We start from the raw sequence: 17,961 nt of genomic DNA, 5'->3' as shown, positions 1-17,961 counted from the left end.
AAGCGTTAACTCAACCAGCCGTCAGAGTGCATCCCGTTCGGGATCACCGCAAGGCATGACAGTGTCCGTCCGCAGTGCACGCGGCGGGCAGGTAACCGTGGAGGAACCATGACAGCTACGCAGCTGGAATTCGCCCAGTACCCATCCGCGAGCCCCAAGTCGGAGGCGGACCGGGAGGCAATTCTCGCCAACCCCGGATTCGGCAACCACTTCACGGACCACACCGTCGTGGTCGACTACACTGTCGACGCCGCCGGTGAGGGCGGATGGGGAAACGCACGGCTGGAAGCCTATGGGCCCATTGCGATGGACCCGGCCGCTGCGGTGCTCCACTACGGCCAGGAAATCTTCGAGGGCATGAAGGCATACCGCCATGGGGACGGATCCATCTGGACCTTCCGTCCGGAGGCGAACGCAGCGCGGCTCAACCGGTCAGCCGCGAGGCTCGCACTGCCCCAACTGCCTGAAGAGATATTCCTGGAATCGCTGCGCCAGCTCGTCGCGGCTGACAAGGAGTGGGTGCCCACGCGCGATGGCGAGAGCCTCTACCTGCGTCCGTTCATGATCGCCACTGAAGCGTTCCTCGGCGTCCGTCCGGCCCGCGAGGTGTCGTACCGGGTCATCGCCTCACCCGCAGCGAACTATTTCGGCGGTGAACTGGCTCCGGTTTCCATCTGGGTGTCGCGGAACTACGCGCGCGCCGGCCGGGGCGGCACGGGAGCTGCAAAATGCGGCGGCAACTACGCGGCGTCGCTTGCGGCGCAGTTGGAGGCAGAGGCGCACGGCTGCAAGCAGGTGCTCTTCCTCGACCAGCTCAACAACAATGCCGTAGAGGAACTTGGCGGCATGAACGTCTTTTTCGTCTTCAAGGACGGCACGCTCGTTACTCCCGCGCTGAGCGGGACAATCCTTGAAGGGGTAACCCGTTCCTCCATCATCCAGTTGGCCAAGGACCGCGGACTGAACGTCCAGGAGCGCGTCATTACCCTCGACGAATGGCGCGACGGCGTAAGCAGCGGCGACATTGCGGAGGTTTTCGCCTGCGGCACTGCGGCAGTGATCACCCCGATCGGCCAGCTCAAGGACGGCGATGAGGTCATCAGCGCCCCGGATCCGTCGGCCGGTGAGGTCACCATGTCCCTGCGTGAGCAACTGCTCGGAATTCAGACCGGCAAGGTCGAGGATCCCCATGGCTGGATGACCCGCCTCGTCTAGCAGAACCCGGGTGATACAGCGCGAAGCCCGGTTCCGCCGAAGGGAGCCGGGCTTCGGCGTTTCCTCAGTTCCGGGCGTCCGGCTTCAGCGGGAGGACTTCAGGGGGAGGACACTGCCCGAGCGCAGCAGCGCGGTGACATCCGGCTCGGGCAGCGGTCTGCTGAAGTAGTAGCCCTGGCCGCTGAGTTCACCGAGGGAACGAAGGAACTCGGCCTGCTCTTCGGTTTCGATGCCCTCGAAGACGGCTCCAAGTCCCGCTGCCCTTATGAGCTGGAAGACGGCGGCCACAAACTCGGGCTGCCAGGATCCGGTCGCAGGCTCCTGCAGGATGGAGCGGTCCACCTTCACCATGTCAACCGGCAGCTTGCGTAGATAGCTGATAGACGAGTAACCGGTGCCGAAATCATCGATCTCAATGCACACGCCCAACTGCCTGAAGCTGAGCAACGAGTAGGTTTCCACCTCGCCGCCGCTGACCAGCGCGGACTCGGTAATTTCGATGACCAGGGAGGGCGGCGGCACGGACATGCGTTTGAGGAGTCCGCGGACAAAGTCCACCATGTCGAGCTGGCGCAGCTCGATTGCCGAGATATTGACCCGTACCTGGAAATTGTCCGGGATCAGGAGCGCCGCACGCCAGATCGCGTACTGCTGCAGCGCGGTGGTCATAACCCACCGGTCGAGCTCCGAGATGGCGCCTATCTCTTCTGCGAGCGGGATGAAGGATTCAGGCGAGATCATGCCCCGGGTTGGATGGTCCCAGCGCACCAGAACTTCCACCCCATTGACTGATCCGTCGTTCAGATTGACTACCGGTTGATAGTGCACGCAAAGCTGGTCCGTCCCGATTGCGTCCCGCAGCTCGGAGGCCATGAGTGTGCGAAGCTGCCGGTTATAGAGCATGACCGGTTCGAACGTCTTGATGATGCTGCGGCCCTCATTCTTCGCCGCGTACATGGCCGTGTCGGCTTCATGCAGCAGCGATGCGGCCGTGTGCTCGCGCGTGGCGAGTCGAAGGCCTATGCTCGCGCGGGGGTGAACGCTGAACTCGTCCACCTCAATGCTCTTCTCGAGGACTTCCAGGGCACGGTGCGCAACGCCCAGAGCAATCTCCATGGTGGCTTCGGTGACCAGGATGGCAAACTCGTCGCCGCCCAGCCGGGCAACAGTGTCGGTAGCCCGGACCACGCTGCGCAGGCGCTCTGCGACTTCGCGTAGGACGTCGTCGCCGGCGTCGTGTCCGAAGCGGTCGTTGACGTTCTTGAACGAATCGAGGTCGAGCAGCAGCAACGCCGGGGGAGGGTCGCCCTCGTGTTGGGCAGTGAGCGACTTCTCGATTTTCTCGACGAGTTCCACGCGGTTGGACAATCCGGTGAGTGCGTCAGTCATCGCCATGCGCTTCATGTCGAGGTGTGCCTGGTGAAGCATGGCCGTGCGGTTCTCCACGCGTTTCTCCAACTGCCGGTACACCAGTTCGAGCTCTTCGGCGAGGAGGTTCACGCCGGTGATGACGGCGTCAACGTCATCCCGCGCGGGCGAGGGTTTCATCCGGCTGCCGAGGTCTCCCCGGGACAGCCGCACAATGCCGTTGACCAGCATGGCCAGGCGGGGATCGCCGTCGTCAGCTCTCATGGATGCGCCCCGTCAACCAGTCGGCGGCGGACTCTTCGTCTCCAAAATAGCGGGTGGGGCACGGCGGCGGCTCCCCGCCGAGGAGGAAGTTCGCGAGCACCCTGTCCACGGCGCTCGATCCAACCACCGCAAGTGTCGATGCTGAGCGTGAGCGGCTCAGAACCGCACGTGCCTCGCGGCTGAGCGATGCCACGCCCGTGATCACCAGCAGAACAGGCCGGGGGATGCCGGCCGCTTCGGTACGGGCCTGCTCTGCGAACGTCTCCGCCACTTCTGCGGTGATGTGTTCGCCCTGCGGCAGCACCAGCCGGATGAAGGATGTAGGGACCGGTTCTTCAGTGAGCATCAGCGGGAGTGCGTTCATGCCTGGCGTGCCTTCCTTGCCGGGCGAATGGAGGCCCTGCATCCGGTTCTCGAAACTACCGTACAGAAATACGACGACGGCGGTCGTTGCCCTGGCGCATGTCGCGGTTGAGTCGACGGTCACCGTGGTACAGGATGGCCTCCCAGTCCGCTTCTTCCGGCATCTTTTCGATGACGAGCGACCGCTGTTGCCGTGGTTTGCGGGGCGGGACATACAGCCAGTTGAGCACTCCGAGCACTGTGTCCACGGCGGAGTTCTTCAGGCCGATGTAGGCACGGATAGCGTAGAAGGCGAGCAGTGCGTTCAACGCCGCGAAGGCCGCATTGCCCCAGTTCTCGCCGACGAAGTCGCGCCAGAAGGTGAAAAGGGAATACGCCACGATCAGGAACGGAACAACCACGTAGAGGGCCGGGGCGGCTGTTCTGTCCTTGACCTTCGGTGTCCTGACGAACGGGATTTTCTCGCCCGTGAAGGCCTGCTGCACAGATTTCAGTACGCCGGCGAGGTTCACGGGCAGGAGCACGATATTGAATCCGTAGATCCGGAAGATGTCGGTGAAACGGTGCCCGCAGTCACGGAGGTCGCTGCCCATCGCCAGGAAGTAGGGGAGGGCGGTGATGAAGACCAGTGGGCTCAGGAGACGGCTGTCGTAGGGGTAGCCCAGCAGGAACAGGAGGCCGAAGCTGGCCCAGGCGATCGAAGCCATGTAGTTCACCCGCAGGAGTATCTCGCGTGCAAGGATGCGCTCGCGCCGGTGTTTGCGCTCCCGCATCTGGCTCCAGAGCTTGGGCAGGATCAGGAGACCGCCGTTCGCCCACCGGCGGCGCTGCACCACCAGAGAGCCGAAGTCGGGCGGCGTGGCGCTGTAGCTGAGCCGCTCGGGATAGTTGACCAGTGTCCAGCCGTGGGATCCGAGGTCCACGCTGGATTCTGTGTCTTCAATGACGGTGCGGTCCTGGATATAGGTCTTGATGTCGAATCCGCCGACGTTCTCAACCTCCACAATGTCCTCGATGGCGCGCTTGCGGATCACCGCGTTGGCCCCCACCCAGAACGTGGCTCCGTAGTAGGTCATGCCCTGGTGGAGGATGTGCTGAATGTCAGTCGTGGCGCCGGCGATGCGTTCGATCCGGGTCGGCGCGCCACGGAACGAGGAGTAAGGCGTCTGCGTGACAGCAACACGCTCGTTCCCCGGCGATTCCAGCAGATGGACCAGACGCAGGCAGTAGTCGCGCAGGAGGAGGGAATCGGCGTCGAGCGTGAGGAGGTAGGTGGAGTCGGGGATCTCCAGGTCATCGACGTGGGCTTCCAGCGCAGGACGAAGTACGACGCCGTTGGCCGCCTTTTCCTTGTGCCACCGGCCGCCCATGAGGGAGATGTAGGCGTTCAGGTTCATCGCCTTGTTCGCTTCGTGGGAGAGCGAGGCAAACAGCTTGCGTTCGAAGGTGTTCATGGAAGCGGTGAAGATGCGCGCCAGACGCAGGTAGAGCTCGAGCATGCGGTCGGGTTCCGGCGCGCTGCGCTGGGCGAGTGCTGCATCAAGCGCAAGGATCGTCAGGCGCAGCTCACGGGCGAGACCCATCAGCACAAGGTCCACGAAGAATTCGTCAACATGGTCTTCGACGGCTTCGTTCTCAGCCATCGTCTCCAGCCATACTGCAGCAGCCTCATACTCGGCGATCAGCCGCGGAAGTTCGTCAGTGGCGGGTGCGTTAGCAGCCAGGCGTCCGCGGTACTCGGACAGGGCTGTAGTGAAACGCATCGATGGTTCGAGCAGCCGGCTTTCGATTTCGGCCGCCAGTGCGCGTGTGGCCTCCAACCGGGCGCGGACCGTCGGGTCGGTGGGGTGCGGTGGGTCATCGAGCAGCAGAGTGACACGCAGGTTGGGGAATTCCTGCAAAGCGGCTGACCAGAGAGTGGCTCGAACTACCTCGGGCTCCTCCGCGTAGGACGGTACCAGGACGGTGATGCCCTCGTCGTAGCGGGCGAAGTGCCGGTCAAGTTCTCCGCGGGGGACACGGCGGTGGTCCCGGAAACGGTACAGCGCACCCTGCCGAGCCAGGAGGTACATCAGCGCGGAGAACGTAAGGAAGGTGACCACTACGAGGTAGAAGATGGCCTCAAGCTGGAAACGGAAGCCGGCCGAAGGGTTCTCCGAGAGCTCACGCAGAATCGTCGAGACGACGTACGCAATCCAGCCGATAATGGTGACCACGATTGCCAGTCGACCGAGCGCGACTTTCCGCCGTGACGGCTGAGGGTGGACGATCGATAGCGGCTCAGACCGTTTTTCCGATCCCCACTGACGACGCCGCGTCCCCGCGCCGGATGTAGCTGGTGTCCCGGTTACTGATTCCGGCGCGGCAACTTCCTGATTCATCCGTCCCCCAAAGGATCTTATGGACGTTCCCTGCGGAGAGTCCCGTGAATTTGGCTGTCGCAGGTGACGGGCCTGACGATCAGCGGTGTTCACTCCCGGCCCGGTTGATGTGACCGTTCAACCTGAAGGCATCGAAGATGTGACGGACGAAACAGTACACCATTTGGACTCAGATCACTTCCGCCGTTACGATACGCTCACCGTTCCCGTCTGAACGGTCTTTTATCTGGGGGACCCATGTCCAAACGCTTTCCCGGCCGAAGGCTTTCGCCTGTCCGGCTCTCTGTCCTGGTTGCCATTGTGGGCGCGCTGGTAACGTCCACTTTTGTGGGTTGGAACCGCCTCGAGGATGTACGCGCCGCCGCGAACGGCGGGTCGTGGTTCGCGGGATATGTCGACGCCACGGCGACGCCGTTCTATCCCTTTGAGCAGCCGGCATCGGAACAGGGCAAGAGCGTGGTGCTTTCGTTCATCGTCGCGGACCCCGAGGAGGGTTGCCGACCCTCATGGGGCGCAGCCTACTCGCTGGACCAGGCACAGTCTGAGCTGGACCTTGACCGGCGGATCGCGCGCCTACTGCAGAACGGCGGTGAGGTCGCTGTTTCATTCGGCGGTCTGATCAATAACGAACTTGCCCGGACCTGTACGGACGTTCGCCAGCTCACGGGCGCATACCGCACCGTCGTCGAACGTTATGACCTCACTACGATCGATCTGGACATCGAGGGCGAGGATCTCGCCGACACGGAAGCGGCAGCCCGCAGGGCTGAGGCCGTGGCGGCACTGCAGGAGGAGCGCCGTGCGGACGGCAAGACGTTGAACGTGTGGCTCACGCTGCCGGTCGCGCCGTCCGGTCTCACCGTCCGGGGCACCGACGCCGTCACAGCCATGCTCGACGGCGGCGTGGATCTCGCGGGCGTGAACATTATGACCATGGATTACGGGGGGAGCAGGGAGGCGGGAGTGTCCCAGCTGGAAGCGTCGATCGCGGCTGCTGAGGCAACGCACGCCCAGCTCGGTATCCTGTACAACAGGGCTGGAACCAGCCTCGGCCCGCAGACTCTGTGGAAGAAGATCGGGTTGACGCCGATGATCGGCCAGAACGACGTTCCCGCTGAAGTGTTCGATCTCGAGGCCGCGGCCTCGTTCAACACTTTCGCTCTTGAAACCGGCGTTGGCAGGATGTCCATGTGGTCTCTTAACCGCGACGCCACCTGCAGCGACAACTATGGCGACGCAAGCATTGTGTCCGACAGCTGCAGCGGAATCAGGCAGAACGGAATGTTGTTCGCCGATGCCCTGGGCGCAGGATTCGAGGGACGCGCGGCGACCCTGAACGCGGCTCCCACCACTGCAGAACCCATCCCCGAACCCGTAGTCGACGATCCCAAGACCAGCCCCTATCCGATCTGGTCGGAGGACTCGACCTACGTGGTCGACGACCGCGTGGTCTGGCGGGGAAAGGTCTACTCGGCCAAGTACTGGACTTCCGGTGACGTGCCGGACAACCCGGTGCTTCAGGCAGCCGAGACTCCGTGGACCCTCATCGGTCCTGTGCTGCCCGGTGAGAAGCCGCTTCCTGTGGTCACTGCACCGGCGGGAACATATCCGGAGTGGGACGCTGAAAAGGTCTATGAGAAGGGCGACCGGATCTTCTTCGACGGTCAGATCTTCGAGGCGAAGTGGTGGAACCGCAGCGACAGCCCGGAAGCGGCATTGCAGACTGCTGATTCTTCGCCGTGGCGAAAGTTCTCGAACGAGGAAGTACAGGAAGTACTGGACGAGCTGGAGCCCTGACCGAACGATCGAAGGGAAGCCAGCCCAGAGGTCTAGGCCTCTGCCCTTCGAACGACCTCGTCGATCAGCGCGCCCACATGTGCCTCCCGGTCGGGGGCTCCTGACTGCCTGAACAGTTCCTGGCTCTTCTCAAGCTGGAACAGGCCCTCAAGCGGGTCTCCGGACCGGGCCAGCGTCTGACCCAGGAGCATGTACGCCTCCGCAGCGGTCTGACTTGCAATGAGGGACGACGCCTCACAGATCGGCCTGAGCCGCTCGGCGGCGGCGTCGAACTGTTTGGTGAGGAAGAGCCAGTGCGCGCGGGTCAGGGACAGCTCAATCTTGTCGCGTTCACTCCCTCCGACGATCGATGCCGCGAGCTCGGCCCGCTCGATGCATTCAAGCGTCTCCGGTTCCACTACTCCGCCGGCCAGGCGAAGCGCAGCGGACGCGCGATTGAAACGCGCCCACAGGTCGAGGTCGTTCGAGGGCGAAAGATGACTGGCCGCCCGCCGATGGTAGTCAGTTCCGACGGCGGCATCCCGCCGGAGGTACGCCACGTTCCCGATCACCCAGTAGGCCTTTCCGGCAGTCTGCGAATTCACTTCGGGGGTGATGAGCTCTGCCAGCCGAAGGCACTCGTTCCAGGCATCATCGATCTGATCGCTTTCGGCAAGCGCAGCGATGAGTGCATGCTGAGCGGTTATTCGCAAATCGGGCGAATCGTTGGCCGACGCAGCTAGGGAAACGGCACGCCTTGCTTCCTCAGCCGCCGCGGCAAGGTTCCCCTGGCCCTGTAACGCGACAGCCAGAAAGGTGGCTACCCTCGCACCAAGATCCGGATACTTGTGCGTGAGGTGGTGATTCTGCAACTCCCGGGCTTGTGTTTCCGCCTCCGGAATGGCTCCCAACTTCTTGGAGCATTCTGCTTCCAGAAAGCTCATGTTCCACCACGAGTTATCATCTTGATGGTTAGCGGCCAGCGCAGCAGCGTCTCGAGCGATTTTTCTTGCGCTTTCGTACTCCCGCTGAGCCCAGGCATCGCGTGCGCGAAGTTCCAGAAAAACGTGCTTACCGGGCTGCTGAGAATGATTCATGGTCTCGTTTCCAACGCTTTCCTGAGAATGTTCCCCCGCGGTTCATTCTGTCAGAATCCGATGCTGTTGCCATCTCTACACGCTACAAGCGCTATTCCGGCGGAAGGGCTGACAAAAACTGCGGAAAAGATGAGGAAAAAGAGAGTCGATAACTGCGGCCTCGTTCTTATACTGAAGGTGCTGTGCAATGCGGAGGGTAATTCGACCTTCTGCATCCATCAAGTGACAAGGGAATGATATGAAGAAGGTCTCCGCAACTTTGTTGCTGACTGCGTTGCTTTTGGTTGGGGGCGGCACGGCTGCTCAAGCTGCCAAAATCGGCAACTGGCCCGATAACACGACGACAACGGCAAAGAAGATCGGTAACTGGCCAGACAGCTCGACGACTGTTTAGTCTCGCCGAACAGGCCAGGCTGAACCCGGACTGTTTTTGAGCCGTGGGATCTGATTTCTGATCCCACGGCTCAATCTTTTTCGAACAAGATCCGGATGCCGCCGCGGGAAACTTACAGCTTCACCTCCGCGACTAACTCCCTTACATGTGCCGCCCTCTCGGGAGCGCCAGCATCGTTGAAGCACTGTTCACTCGTTTCGAAGTGGGCTAGCGCCTCCAGCCCCTCGCCTCGTGCTGATAGTGCCTGGGCAAGGAGCAGATTTGCTTCTCCCTCGGTCTGCCGGGAAAGGGCCGAGCCCTCCGCACAAATAGGCCGCAGGCGTTCCACCGCGGCATTAATCTGGCCCGTCAGGAAAAGCCAGTGCGCCCGGGTGAGTGACAGCTGCAGTTGGTCCCGTTCCGTACCACCCACTATGGAGCTGGCTACCTCGGCCCGTTCGATGCACTCAAGCGTCTCCGCGTCCACAACACCGGCGGCCAAACGCCGTGAAGCGGATGCGCGGTTGAACCGTGCCCACAGATCCAGGTCGTTGTTGGGAGCGAGATGGTCCGCTGCGAGCCTGTGGAAGCGGGTGCCGTCGTTCACCTGGTGTCGCATGAACGCTACATTCCCGATCACCCAAAATGCCTTGCCCGCCGTCTGCCTGTGGATACCCGGCGTGATGTGGGTGGAAAGGTCAAGGCAGGTGCTCCAGGCTTCGTCCAGCCGGTCGCTCTCGGCCAACGCCGCAATGAGCGCATGATGGGCCTCTATCTGGAGTTCGGGAGCATCACGGACGGTGGCCGCACTTTGTACGGCGATGGTGGCGCTGTCCACGGCCTGCTCGAGATGTCCCAGACCTTGCTGACAGACCGCTGCGAGGGTATGGACCCGAGCCTTCAGCGCCTCAGATTCCAGCGTGAGGCTGCTGACGCTCAGCGCCTCAGCGTATTGAAGAGAGTCATCAAGGGACCCTTCCTCGCGTAGGCACTCGGCCTGAAGAAAGGTCATATTCCACCAGGCATGGTGGTCTTCCGCCCGTGCCGCGAGAACCACGGCGGCTGCCGCAAGTTGTCTCGCGGCTGGGTAGTCGCGCTGGCTCCACGCTTCACGCGCCCGCAGCTCGCACATAACCAGTTCACCTGACTGCTGGGCTGCCACGCTTCCCCCTTTTTCTGAGGTTGTGCCGAACGAGCAGGGATTACCCGGCGGGTCCGACGTGACTGTCTGATTTTATGCGGAAAGGCGCGGTTGAGACAGATGCAGTGGAAGAACAGCAGGCAGAATCAGAAACCGGAACTGATCCGGCGCTCGGGGGTGTTCTATATCACACTCCGTTCGTATACTGAATCAATCTGGTGTCAGAGGATCGGCACTCCTCGTTCAAAGGAACCCGTTATGAAAAGACTCTCCGCAGTTTTCTTGCTCACGGCTGCGCTGGCACTGGGAGGCGGATCTGCGGCTGTAGCCAAAGACAAGGCGCCCGCACCTAAGACGGGCGTTGTCACCTATGGCATGCTGATCGACGACTGGCCTCACTGACAGTTACAAGCATGATTTCGAGACCGTTCGGAGGGCTCCGGTCCTTCGAACGGTCTCTCGCGTATCCGGGTTGGGTCTGTACTAGCCTAGGTCCATGCGTATCGCCCGTTTTGTGCTCAATGATGATCCAGCGTTCGGCCTTGTTGAAGGGCGTGAGGGGGAGGAAGAGGTAGCCGTCATCAGCGGTGACCCGTTCTACGGCGGCGTCCAGCCCACCGGAGCGCGCCACAGGCTCGAGGACGTTCGGCTGCTGGCTCCCGTGATTCCACGCAGCAAAGTCATCGGCATCGGCCGGAACTACGCCGATCACGCCGCCGAACTGGGCAATGAGGTGCCGCCCGCTCCGCTGATGTTCCTCAAGCCCAACACTTCGGTTGTCGGTCCTGGGGACCCGGTCGTCCTTCCGTCCTTTTCCGAGGAAATCTCCTACGAGTCAGAGCTCGCCGTCATCATCGGCCGGATCTGCAAGGACGTGCCTGTTGAACGAGTTGATGATGTCGTTTTCGGTTACACCTGCGCCAATGACCTCACAGCACGCGACATCCAGAGAACGGATAACCAGTGGGCCCGGGCAAAAGGGTTCGACACCTCCTGCCCGATCGGGCCGTGGATTGAAACGGAGCTCGACACTGAAAACCTTGCCGTACGTGGCTGGCTTGACGGTGAACTCAAGCAGGACGGCTCCACCAACCAGATGATCTGGGGCGTGAAGGAGCTCGTTTCCTACGTCTCCCAGGCCTTCACGCTTCTGCCTGGCGACATCATCCTCACGGGCACCCCCGCCGGGGTGGGTCGGATCACGGAGGGCCAACGGTACGAGGTGGAGATCGAAGGAATCGGTCGGCTTTCCAACCCGGTGCGCCGCTAGTTCCTGCCGGAGGCGCTGACAGCCGGACAGTAGACTGGGGTCCATCATGACTACTGCTGATCTCCCCACTGTCACGCCCGAAACTCCCGTTCGTGTCCGCTTCTGCCCCTCTCCGACCGGCGTGCCGCACGTCGGATTGATCCGTACCGCCCTGTTCAACTGGGCGTACGCCCGGCATACCGACGGAAAAATGATCTTCCGGATCGAGGACACGGATGCCGCCCGCGACAGTGAAGAAAGCTACGGGCAACTTCTCGACGCGCTGAAGTGGCTCGGCATCGACTGGGACGAGGGCGTCGAGGTTGGCGGGCCGCACAAGCCGTACCGCCAGTCCCAGCGGGGTGGGATCTACCAGGACGTCATCGCAAGGCTGGTCGCCGCCGGCCACCTCTACAAGTCGTACTCCACACCCGACGAGGTTGAGGAGCGGCACAAAGCCGCCGGACGGGATGTGAAGCTCGGCTACGACAACTTCGACCGCGATCTCACCGAAGATCAGAAGGCAGCCTACGAAGCGGAAGGCAGGCAGGCGGTCCTGCGTCTACGCATGCCGGACGAGGACATCACCTTTACCGACCTGGTGCGGGGGGATATCACTTTTGCGGCCGGGAGCGTTCCGGACTTCGCAGTTGTGCGGGCGAATGGTGCTCCGCTCTACACACTCGTAAACCCCGTTGATGACGCGCTCATGGGCATCACGCATGTGCTGCGTGGTGAGGACCTCCTCTCCTCGACGCCGCGCCAGATAGCCCTGTACCGCGCGCTTATCGATATCGGCGTCGCCCGCTACATGCCGCTGTTCGGCCACCTTCCGTACGTCATGGGTCAGGGCAACAAGAAGCTGTCCAAACGGGACCCGGAATCGAATCTCTTCCTGCACCGGGAGCGCGGCTTCATCCGTGAAGGTCTGCTCAACTACCTTTCGTTACTGGGCTGGTCCCTGAGTGCTGACGAGGACATCTTCACTGTCGACCAGCTTGTTGAAAAGTTTGACGTCCATGACGTCCTCGCAAACCCGGCCCGCTTTGATGTCAAGAAGGCCGAAGCGATCAATGGTTCCCACGTGCGTCTGCTGGACCCGGAGGACTTCCGGATGCGGCTCGTTCCCTATCTGCAGTCCGCAGGGTTGCTTGGCCAGACGATCAGCCCCCGTGAACTGGGGATCCTTACTGAGGCTGCGCCGCTCATCCAGGAACGAATCACCCTGCTCGGGGAGGCTCCCGAGATGCTCGGTTTCCTGTTCAGGGCGGACGACGAGATCGAGGTCGCTGAGGACGCCCGCAAGGGTCTGCCTTCGAATTATCAGGAGGTTCTTGATGCCGCTCTGCGCGCGCTCGAGCCGCTTGAGGACTGGAACGCCGAGTCCATTCAGGCGGCCCTGCGCGCGGCCCTCGTCGATGAACTCGGACTGAAACCGCGCGTTGCTTTCGGGCCCATGCGCACAGCGGTTTCCGGACGCAAGATCTCACCGCCCCTGTTCGAGTCCATGGTCATTCTCGGCAAGGAATCATCACTGGTTCGGGTGAGGTCGCTTCGTGAACAGTGAGGATGCCTTGCCGGCTATCGAGGGAGTGCTGTTCGACATTGACGACACGCTGGTGGATCTCGCCACAGCGATGGGGCGCACTCTCCATCACATCGGCGCGGAGACACTTGCGCACCTCAGCGAGGCGGAGTGGACGGAATACAAGGATCTGTATACCCGGGATCCGCTCGGTTACTACGAAGAGTTTCTCGCTGGAAAGCTGACCTTCACGGAACAGCGTATTCACCGTGCGCGGCATGCCCAGGCATCGTTCCTCGCTGACCCCCTTGAGGGCGAAGCTGCCGTGCGGTGGAACAATGCGTACGAAGCCGTCCTGCCGCTGCACTTCGAACCTTACGACGACGTCGTTCCTGTCCTTGACGCGTTGGACCGGCAAGGAATTCCGTACGGTGCGGTCAGCAACAATGTGCACGACTACCAGCGGGCCAAGCTGGACAAGGCCGGACTTCAGCGAGTTGCCGCGCTCGTTGGAATAGATGCCGTCGGCGTTGCCAAACCCGACCCGGCGATTTACCTGGAGGGTGCCCGACGGCTCGGCACCGACCCGGCGCACACGCTCTATGTGGGCGATAACGTGGCGTTGGACGCTCAGGGGGCGGACGCAGCCGGCCTGATCGGCGTCTGGCTCGACCGTCGTGGGGGTCAGGATGAGACTTTCTCGGGCCGCCGGATCACTACTTTGGACGACGTTTTGCGAATCGTGCAGGGAATCCGGTAAAGTCGTATCTCGGCGCGGACGGGGTTGACCTGCTGCGAAGCAGGGAAAAGCCGCCGGAAAGTGCCATTGGGGTATGGTGTAATTGGCAACACATTGGTTTCTGGTACCAACATTCTAGGTTCGAGTCCTGGTACCCCAGCGCTGTAAAACAGCAAAAATTGAGCGGATTGCCACTTCGGCATCACGGTCCGAATCAATTTGGTTCACAGCATCAGATGTGAAACAATCATCTAGCTCGTTTGGCGGGAAACCGGCAGGCAGCACAGTACTGGCCCCATCGTATAGCGGCCTAGTACGCCGCCCTCTCACGGCGGTAACGCGGGTTCGAATCCCGCTGGGGTCACAAAGGTTCCGCCTCAACCGGTTACGGTTGGGGCGGAATTTTCGTTTAAGCGGTCAATCCCCGCCTGGTCCTCCGGAACTGGCATGATGGGATCATGGATGCCTCGCTGCCCGACGCTGATGCTGCGGGACTTGTCGAGCTGCTGGGCAGCGTACGCACAACGCTCACGAGTCTCACGTTTCCGCTGGAGTCACCGGGCGCCGGTGACGCCCGGTGCGAAACGCGCGCCGCCGCAGCGCAACTCGATGACTACATCCTGCCCCGCATCAAGAGTCTTGACGCGCCACTGCTGGCCGTAGTGGGCGGGTCCACCGGAGCCGGCAAATCTACGCTCGTGAACGCTCTGGTCGGACACCCGGTGACGCGGTCCGGAGCGATCAGGCCCACCACCCGGCAGCCAATCCTGCTGCACCACCCCGCTGAAGGACACTGGTTCGCCGGCGACCGGGTGCTGCCGTCGCTGACCAGGCAGCGCGCCGTCGTCGTCAACGCGGGAGAGGAGTCTGTGCCGGCGTCGCAGATCTCCTCGTCGAACGACACCGCGGGAGCAGCTGCGTTGCTGCTGCAGCCGGACGCAACGATTCCCCTTGGGCTGGCGCTGCTGGATGCGCCGGACATCGACTCGATTGCTGATGAAAACCGCCGCCTCGCCTCACAACTGCTCGCGGCAGCTGACCTGTGGCTGTTCGTCACCACAGCCAACCGCTATGCCGACGCCGTTCCCTGGCATCTTCTCAGGGAAGCGGCGCAGCGCGACATCCTGCTCGCCGTCGTGCTGGACCGCGTTCCCCACGGCGTGGAAGAGGAGATTCGGGCGGATCTGCATACGCTGCTCGCCGCCGAGCAGCTGGGACACGCGCCCATCTTCGTGATCCCGGAGGAACGGCTGGATCCGCTCGGCATGTTGCCGCCCGAGAGCGTGGACCCGTTGCGTCGCTGGCTCGGTGCCATCTCCGCAGACGCTGAGGGACGGCGGGAGATCGCCCGGCGCACCCTTGAGGGCGCGCTGCGTGCACTGGGGCACCGGGTGGAGAAGGTGGCCGATGCCGTGGACCGGCAGGCGGAGACCGCCGGACGGCTCCAGGGAGTGGCATACGAGGCCTACGAGACGGCCCTCGACGCCGTCCTCGAATCAACCAAGGACGGCACCCTGCTTCGCGGAGAGGTGCTGGCCCGCTGGCAGGACTTCGTCGGCACGGGGGAATTCATGCGTGGACTCGAATCCACGGTTGGACGAATCCGTGACCGCATCGGCGGCTTCCTCACCGGTAAACCGCCGCGTGCAGTCACTGTGGAAAACGCCATCGAGACCGGGCTTCAAACCGTCATCGTGGAGGAAGCCGCGAAAGCTGCGGATCAGACGGAACGGCAATGGCTTGCCGAGACCGCCGGACGCGCACTGCTGGAGCCCGGAAGCCCGGTCATGTCGCCGGACTTCACCGATACGGTCGCCCGCGAGATCCGTGCCTGGCAGAAGGACCTGTTGGACCTCGTCCGCTCCGAGGGAGAAGACAAGCGCTTCGCAGCCCGCATGCTCTCCTTCGGCGTCAACGGTGTCGCCGTCGCGCTCATGATCGTGGTGTTCGCTTCCACGGCAGGGCTCACCGGAGGGGAAGTGCTCATTGCCGGCGGGTCCGCGGTTATCGGGCAGAAACTCCTTGAGGCCATCTTCGGCGAGGAGGCCGTCCGACGGCTCACCAGGACCGCCCGCATGCAGTTGCAGGAGCGGTGCGAAAGACTTATGGCCGAGGAGCGCGAGCGCTTCACCGACAGGCTTCAGGTGCTGGCGGACGAACCGTCGTCGCAGGATCTGCGCGCACTGGCAGTCAGCCTCACGGAACGGCGCTCGGTGGCGGAGGATCTTCGCAATGAAGGCTCTGTGCCGGAGAGTGGCCAGTGAGCCGTCACCGCGGGGAGGCATCCTCCTCCCGATTGCAGGTTCGTCTGGAAGCGCTGAACACCGCACGCGAACTCGCCGACGGGCGGGTGGACGACCGTCAGCTCGGGGCGGTCTACGACGTGCTGGACCGCGCGAGTTCGCGTAGGTCGCTCTCGTCCGCGCACACCGTTGTCGGCATCTTCGGGCCCACCGGGAGCGGAAAGTCCTCCCTGCTGAATGCGCTCACGGGCTCCGACCTGGCGGGCGTCGCGGCACGCCGCCCGACAACCGCCGAACCCCTTGCCGTGATCTGGGGCGAGGACGGCAGCGCAGACCTGCTCGACTGGCTGCAGGTGCAGAACCGCCACGTCATGCCCGACGGAGCGCCGCTGCTCGCAGTGTCCGGCGACGGTCACCGCCCGAAACGGAATGGTTCCGCTGATGGCGGGCTTATCCTGCTCGACCTTCCCGATTTCGATTCCACCGCGCTCGGCCACCGTGCGATCGTCGAGCGGCTCGCCGGGCAGGTCGACGTGCTGCTCTGGGTCACGGACCCCCAGAAGTACGCGGACGCCGCGCTTCACCGCGAGTTTCTGGAGCCGCTGGCAACGCATGAGTCCGTCACTCTCGTTGCGCTGAACCAGTCCGACCGCCTCTCCGGACAGGACCTCACGCAGGTAACCGGGTCACTCAAGCAGATCCTTGCCTCGGAGGGGCACAGCTCGGCGGTGGTGCACGCGATCTCCGCTGTCACCGGCACCGGGCTGGCAGGGTTGGCAGAGGAGGTTCGGGCGATTGTGCGCCGGAAGGAAGCTGCAACCGGGCGCTTGTCGGCGGATGTCGACGTGGCCGTCGAATCCCTGCGGGAGTTCACCGGACCGGAACTTCCGCCGCCGTCGAAAGCTGCGCGCAGCGCGCTCTCGGACCGGTTGGCCGGAGCGACCGGCGCCGACGCGGTGATTGACGCCGTCGTACGTTCCTACCGGCGGGATGCACACGCCGTCACCGGATGGCCCGTGACGCGATGGCTCGGCAATCTCCGTGCCGATCCGCTGCGGCGCCTGAACCTCAGGCGCAGCGATGTGCAGGAGTTCGTGGGCCGCACGTCCCTTCCCGAGCCGGGTCCCGCGCAGCGGGCGTCCGTTGACCGGGCGTTGCGCACGTTCGGTGAAGAGCTTTCGAGCGGCGCGGTGGAACCGTGGCGAACGGCCATCCGGGACGCGGCGAGGAGCCCTGAACCGGAGCTGCTCGAGCGTCTTGACGAGGCCGTTGCCCGCACCGATTTCACCTCCGGATCCCGCGCCTGGTGGTGGCCGGTGGCCGGTGTACTTCAGTGGCTGTTCCTCGCTGCGATGGTTGTTGGCATCGGGTGGTTGGCGCTGCTGGCCGGGCTCGGTTTCCTGCAGTTCCCGGTTCCCGAGTCGCCGACGGTCGAAGGTATCCCGGTCCCAACGCTCTTTGCGATCGGGGGAGTGGCCGCGGGCATAGCGCTCGGCATCCTGTGCGCCGGCCTGGCCCGTCTTGGCGCCCGCCGGCGGGGAAAACGCGTACGACGGCGCCTGGTTGCCTCGATCACGGAGACCACCGAGGCCGTGGCGGTCGGACCGGCCGCCGCCGAGATCGAGCGTTACAACAACTTCGTTCGGGCGGTAGAGACTGCAGGTTCACGCCGGTAGTCAGACCCGGAGGGCGACGAGCACCTTCTGAAGCGTCCGAAGGTTGCGGGTGGTTGTCGCGCTCTTGAAACGGGCCCGGTTGGTAAATGCGTTGAGCGGGCTCTCAAGCGTGCTCCCCTTCGGCGATTGCCACGCAGCAGCGACCGTTCCCAGCGCGTGGACCGGTTCGCCGATCGAACGCGCCAATTCGACCATTTCAGTGAGGACCGCGGGGTCCGAGAAGAGCGTGACGTACGTGTGGGTGGCGGGATCGTCCGCGGGAAACGGGCAATCGGCCACAATGCTTCCCACGGTGTCCGCCGCCAGCACCACCACCCAGGCTTCATATCCGAAGCGCTCCCTCAGGGCGAGTTCGCTCTGCGATTTCAGGTCGGCTGCCGTGAGGCCGCTGCTACAGACCACATTTCCGGATGCCAGCAACGTCTTGACGTCGGACACCGCCAGTGACCCGAAGGTCTCCCGAAGGTCGGCGGACCTGATGGTGATCCCGCCGACGTTCACGCCCCGAAGGAATACCGCGTATCTGGTCACGGAGCCAGCCTATTGGGCAG

The 17,961-nt window shown here is 63.1% G+C and carries 15 protein-coding genes and 2 tRNA genes; 11 read left to right on the top strand and 6 right to left on the bottom strand.

What is annotated here, in order from left to right; all coding sequences use genetic code 11:
• Window positions 1-108 precede the first annotated feature (108 nt).
• Window positions 109-1,215 (top strand): branched-chain amino acid aminotransferase, encoded by a 1,107-nt coding sequence (locus AC5RTB_RS15650; protein ID WP_494061970.1) that lies wholly within the window; start codon window positions 109-111, stop codon window positions 1,213-1,215.
• Between the two features lie 84 nt (window positions 1,216-1,299).
• Here the strand turns inward: AC5RTB_RS15650 and AC5RTB_RS15645 are convergent, their stop codons facing one another.
• Genes AC5RTB_RS15645 through AC5RTB_RS15635 form a run of 3 tightly spaced genes read right to left on the bottom strand, consistent with a single transcriptional unit; the run spans window position 1,300 to window position 5,591 of the window.
• Window positions 1,300-2,847: a putative bifunctional diguanylate cyclase/phosphodiesterase gene (locus tag AC5RTB_RS15645; protein WP_494061969.1), complete on the bottom strand. Its 1,548-nt coding sequence runs from the start codon at window positions 2,845-2,847 to the stop codon at window positions 1,300-1,302.
• Entirely contained in the window at window positions 2,837-3,211 is a 375-nt protein-coding gene (locus AC5RTB_RS15640) for a DUF7793 family protein (protein ID WP_494061968.1), read from the bottom strand. The genes AC5RTB_RS15645 and AC5RTB_RS15640 overlap by 11 nt, the downstream gene beginning before the upstream one ends.
• 55 nt (window positions 3,212-3,266) lie before the next feature.
• On the bottom strand, window positions 3,267-5,591 hold the full coding sequence (locus tag AC5RTB_RS15635) for a glycosyltransferase family 2 protein (protein WP_494061967.1): 2,325 nt from the start codon (window positions 5,589-5,591) through the stop codon (window positions 3,267-3,269).
• 237 nt (window positions 5,592-5,828) lie between these two features.
• On the opposite strand from AC5RTB_RS15635, the gene AC5RTB_RS15630 reads away from it, so the two are divergent.
• Window positions 5,829-7,388 (top strand): chitinase, encoded by a 1,560-nt coding sequence (locus tag AC5RTB_RS15630; RefSeq protein WP_494061966.1) that lies wholly within the window; start codon window positions 5,829-5,831, stop codon window positions 7,386-7,388.
• A 32-nt stretch (window positions 7,389-7,420) separates the two neighbouring features.
• Here AC5RTB_RS15630 and AC5RTB_RS15625 read toward each other — a convergent pair whose 3' ends face one another.
• Window positions 7,421-8,311, bottom strand: coding sequence for a hypothetical protein (locus tag AC5RTB_RS15625; protein ID WP_494061965.1), 891 nt, complete (start codon window positions 8,309-8,311; stop codon window positions 7,421-7,423).
• 391 nt (window positions 8,312-8,702) lie between these two features.
• Between AC5RTB_RS15625 and AC5RTB_RS15620 the strand changes: the two genes are divergently transcribed.
• Entirely contained in the window at window positions 8,703-8,858 is a 156-nt protein-coding gene (locus AC5RTB_RS15620; protein ID WP_494061964.1) for a hypothetical protein, read from the top strand.
• 112 nt (window positions 8,859-8,970) lie between these two features.
• On the opposite strand, the gene AC5RTB_RS15615 is transcribed toward AC5RTB_RS15620, so the two are convergent.
• Window positions 8,971-9,999, bottom strand: a complete 1,029-nt coding sequence (locus AC5RTB_RS15615) for a hypothetical protein (RefSeq protein ID WP_494061963.1) — start codon at window positions 9,997-9,999, stop codon at window positions 8,971-8,973.
• 237 nt (window positions 10,000-10,236) lie between these two features.
• Here AC5RTB_RS15615 and AC5RTB_RS15610 point away from each other — a divergent pair, with 237 nt between their 5' ends.
• The 8 genes from AC5RTB_RS15610 to AC5RTB_RS15575 all read left to right on the top strand — a co-directional run bounded on the left by AC5RTB_RS15610 (window position 10,237) and on the right by AC5RTB_RS15575 (window position 17,410).
• Entirely contained in the window at window positions 10,237-10,380 is a 144-nt protein-coding gene (locus tag AC5RTB_RS15610; protein ID WP_494061962.1) for a hypothetical protein, read from the top strand.
• Window positions 10,381-10,474: 94 nt separating this feature from the next.
• Window positions 10,475-11,248, top strand: coding sequence for a fumarylacetoacetate hydrolase family protein (locus tag AC5RTB_RS15605; protein WP_494061961.1), 774 nt, complete (start codon window positions 10,475-10,477; stop codon window positions 11,246-11,248).
• 46 nt (window positions 11,249-11,294) lie between these two features.
• Entirely contained in the window at window positions 11,295-12,794 is a 1,500-nt protein-coding gene (gltX, locus tag AC5RTB_RS15600) for a glutamate--tRNA ligase (protein ID WP_494061960.1), read from the top strand.
• Window positions 12,784-13,512, top strand: coding sequence for an HAD family hydrolase (locus tag AC5RTB_RS15595; protein ID WP_494061959.1), 729 nt, complete (start codon window positions 12,784-12,786; stop codon window positions 13,510-13,512). The genes gltX and AC5RTB_RS15595 overlap by 11 nt, the downstream gene beginning before the upstream one ends.
• 67 nt (window positions 13,513-13,579) lie before the next feature.
• Window positions 13,580-13,651 (top strand) — tRNA-Gln (locus AC5RTB_RS15590).
• A gap of 131 nt (window positions 13,652-13,782) precedes the next feature.
• Window positions 13,783-13,855, top strand: a tRNA-Glu gene (locus AC5RTB_RS15585).
• 94 nt (window positions 13,856-13,949) lie between these two features.
• On the top strand, window positions 13,950-15,755 hold the full coding sequence (locus AC5RTB_RS15580) for a dynamin family protein (RefSeq protein WP_494061958.1): 1,806 nt from the start codon (window positions 13,950-13,952) through the stop codon (window positions 15,753-15,755).
• The gene (locus AC5RTB_RS15575; RefSeq protein WP_494061957.1) at window positions 15,752-17,410 is read left to right on the top strand and encodes a GTPase family protein; all 1,659 of its coding nucleotides are present in this window, start codon (window positions 15,752-15,754) and stop codon (window positions 17,408-17,410) included. The genes AC5RTB_RS15580 and AC5RTB_RS15575 overlap by 4 nt, the downstream gene beginning before the upstream one ends.
• Here AC5RTB_RS15575 and AC5RTB_RS15570 read toward each other — a convergent pair whose 3' ends face one another.
• On the bottom strand, window positions 17,411-17,941 hold the full coding sequence (locus AC5RTB_RS15570) for a DUF1697 domain-containing protein (protein ID WP_494061956.1): 531 nt from the start codon (window positions 17,939-17,941) through the stop codon (window positions 17,411-17,413).
• Window positions 17,942-17,961: the final 20 nt, after the last annotated feature.

Source organism: Arthrobacter sp. M71 S08, from assembly GCF_059089725.1.
The sequence above is the reverse complement of the archived record's forward strand: the minus strand, read 5'-3'. Positions and strand labels throughout refer to the sequence as shown.

Bases quoted from the DNA above. Each gene is read 5' to 3' on its own strand.
- AC5RTB_RS15650 (WP_494061970.1), top strand. From the start codon at position 109: ATGACAGCTACGCAGCTGGAATTCGCCCAGTACCCATCCGCGAGCCCC.
- AC5RTB_RS15645 (WP_494061969.1), bottom strand. From the start codon at position 2,847: ATGAGAGCTGACGACGGCGATCCCCGCCTGGCCATGCTGGTCAACGGC.
- AC5RTB_RS15640 (WP_494061968.1), bottom strand. From the start codon at position 3,211: ATGAACGCACTCCCGCTGATGCTCACTGAAGAACCGGTCCCTACATCC.
- AC5RTB_RS15635 (WP_494061967.1), bottom strand. From the start codon at position 5,591: ATGAATCAGGAAGTTGCCGCGCCGGAATCAGTAACCGGGACACCAGCT.
- AC5RTB_RS15630 (WP_494061966.1), top strand. From the start codon at position 5,829: ATGTCCAAACGCTTTCCCGGCCGAAGGCTTTCGCCTGTCCGGCTCTCT.
- AC5RTB_RS15625 (WP_494061965.1), bottom strand. From the start codon at position 8,311: ATGAGCTTTCTGGAAGCAGAATGCTCCAAGAAGTTGGGAGCCATTCCG.
- AC5RTB_RS15620 (WP_494061964.1), top strand. From the start codon at position 8,703: ATGAAGAAGGTCTCCGCAACTTTGTTGCTGACTGCGTTGCTTTTGGTT.
- AC5RTB_RS15610 (WP_494061962.1), top strand. From the start codon at position 10,237: ATGAAAAGACTCTCCGCAGTTTTCTTGCTCACGGCTGCGCTGGCACTG.
- AC5RTB_RS15605 (WP_494061961.1), top strand. From the start codon at position 10,475: ATGCGTATCGCCCGTTTTGTGCTCAATGATGATCCAGCGTTCGGCCTT.
- gltX (WP_494061960.1), top strand. From the start codon at position 11,295: ATGACTACTGCTGATCTCCCCACTGTCACGCCCGAAACTCCCGTTCGT.
- AC5RTB_RS15580 (WP_494061958.1), top strand. From the start codon at position 13,950: ATGGATGCCTCGCTGCCCGACGCTGATGCTGCGGGACTTGTCGAGCTG.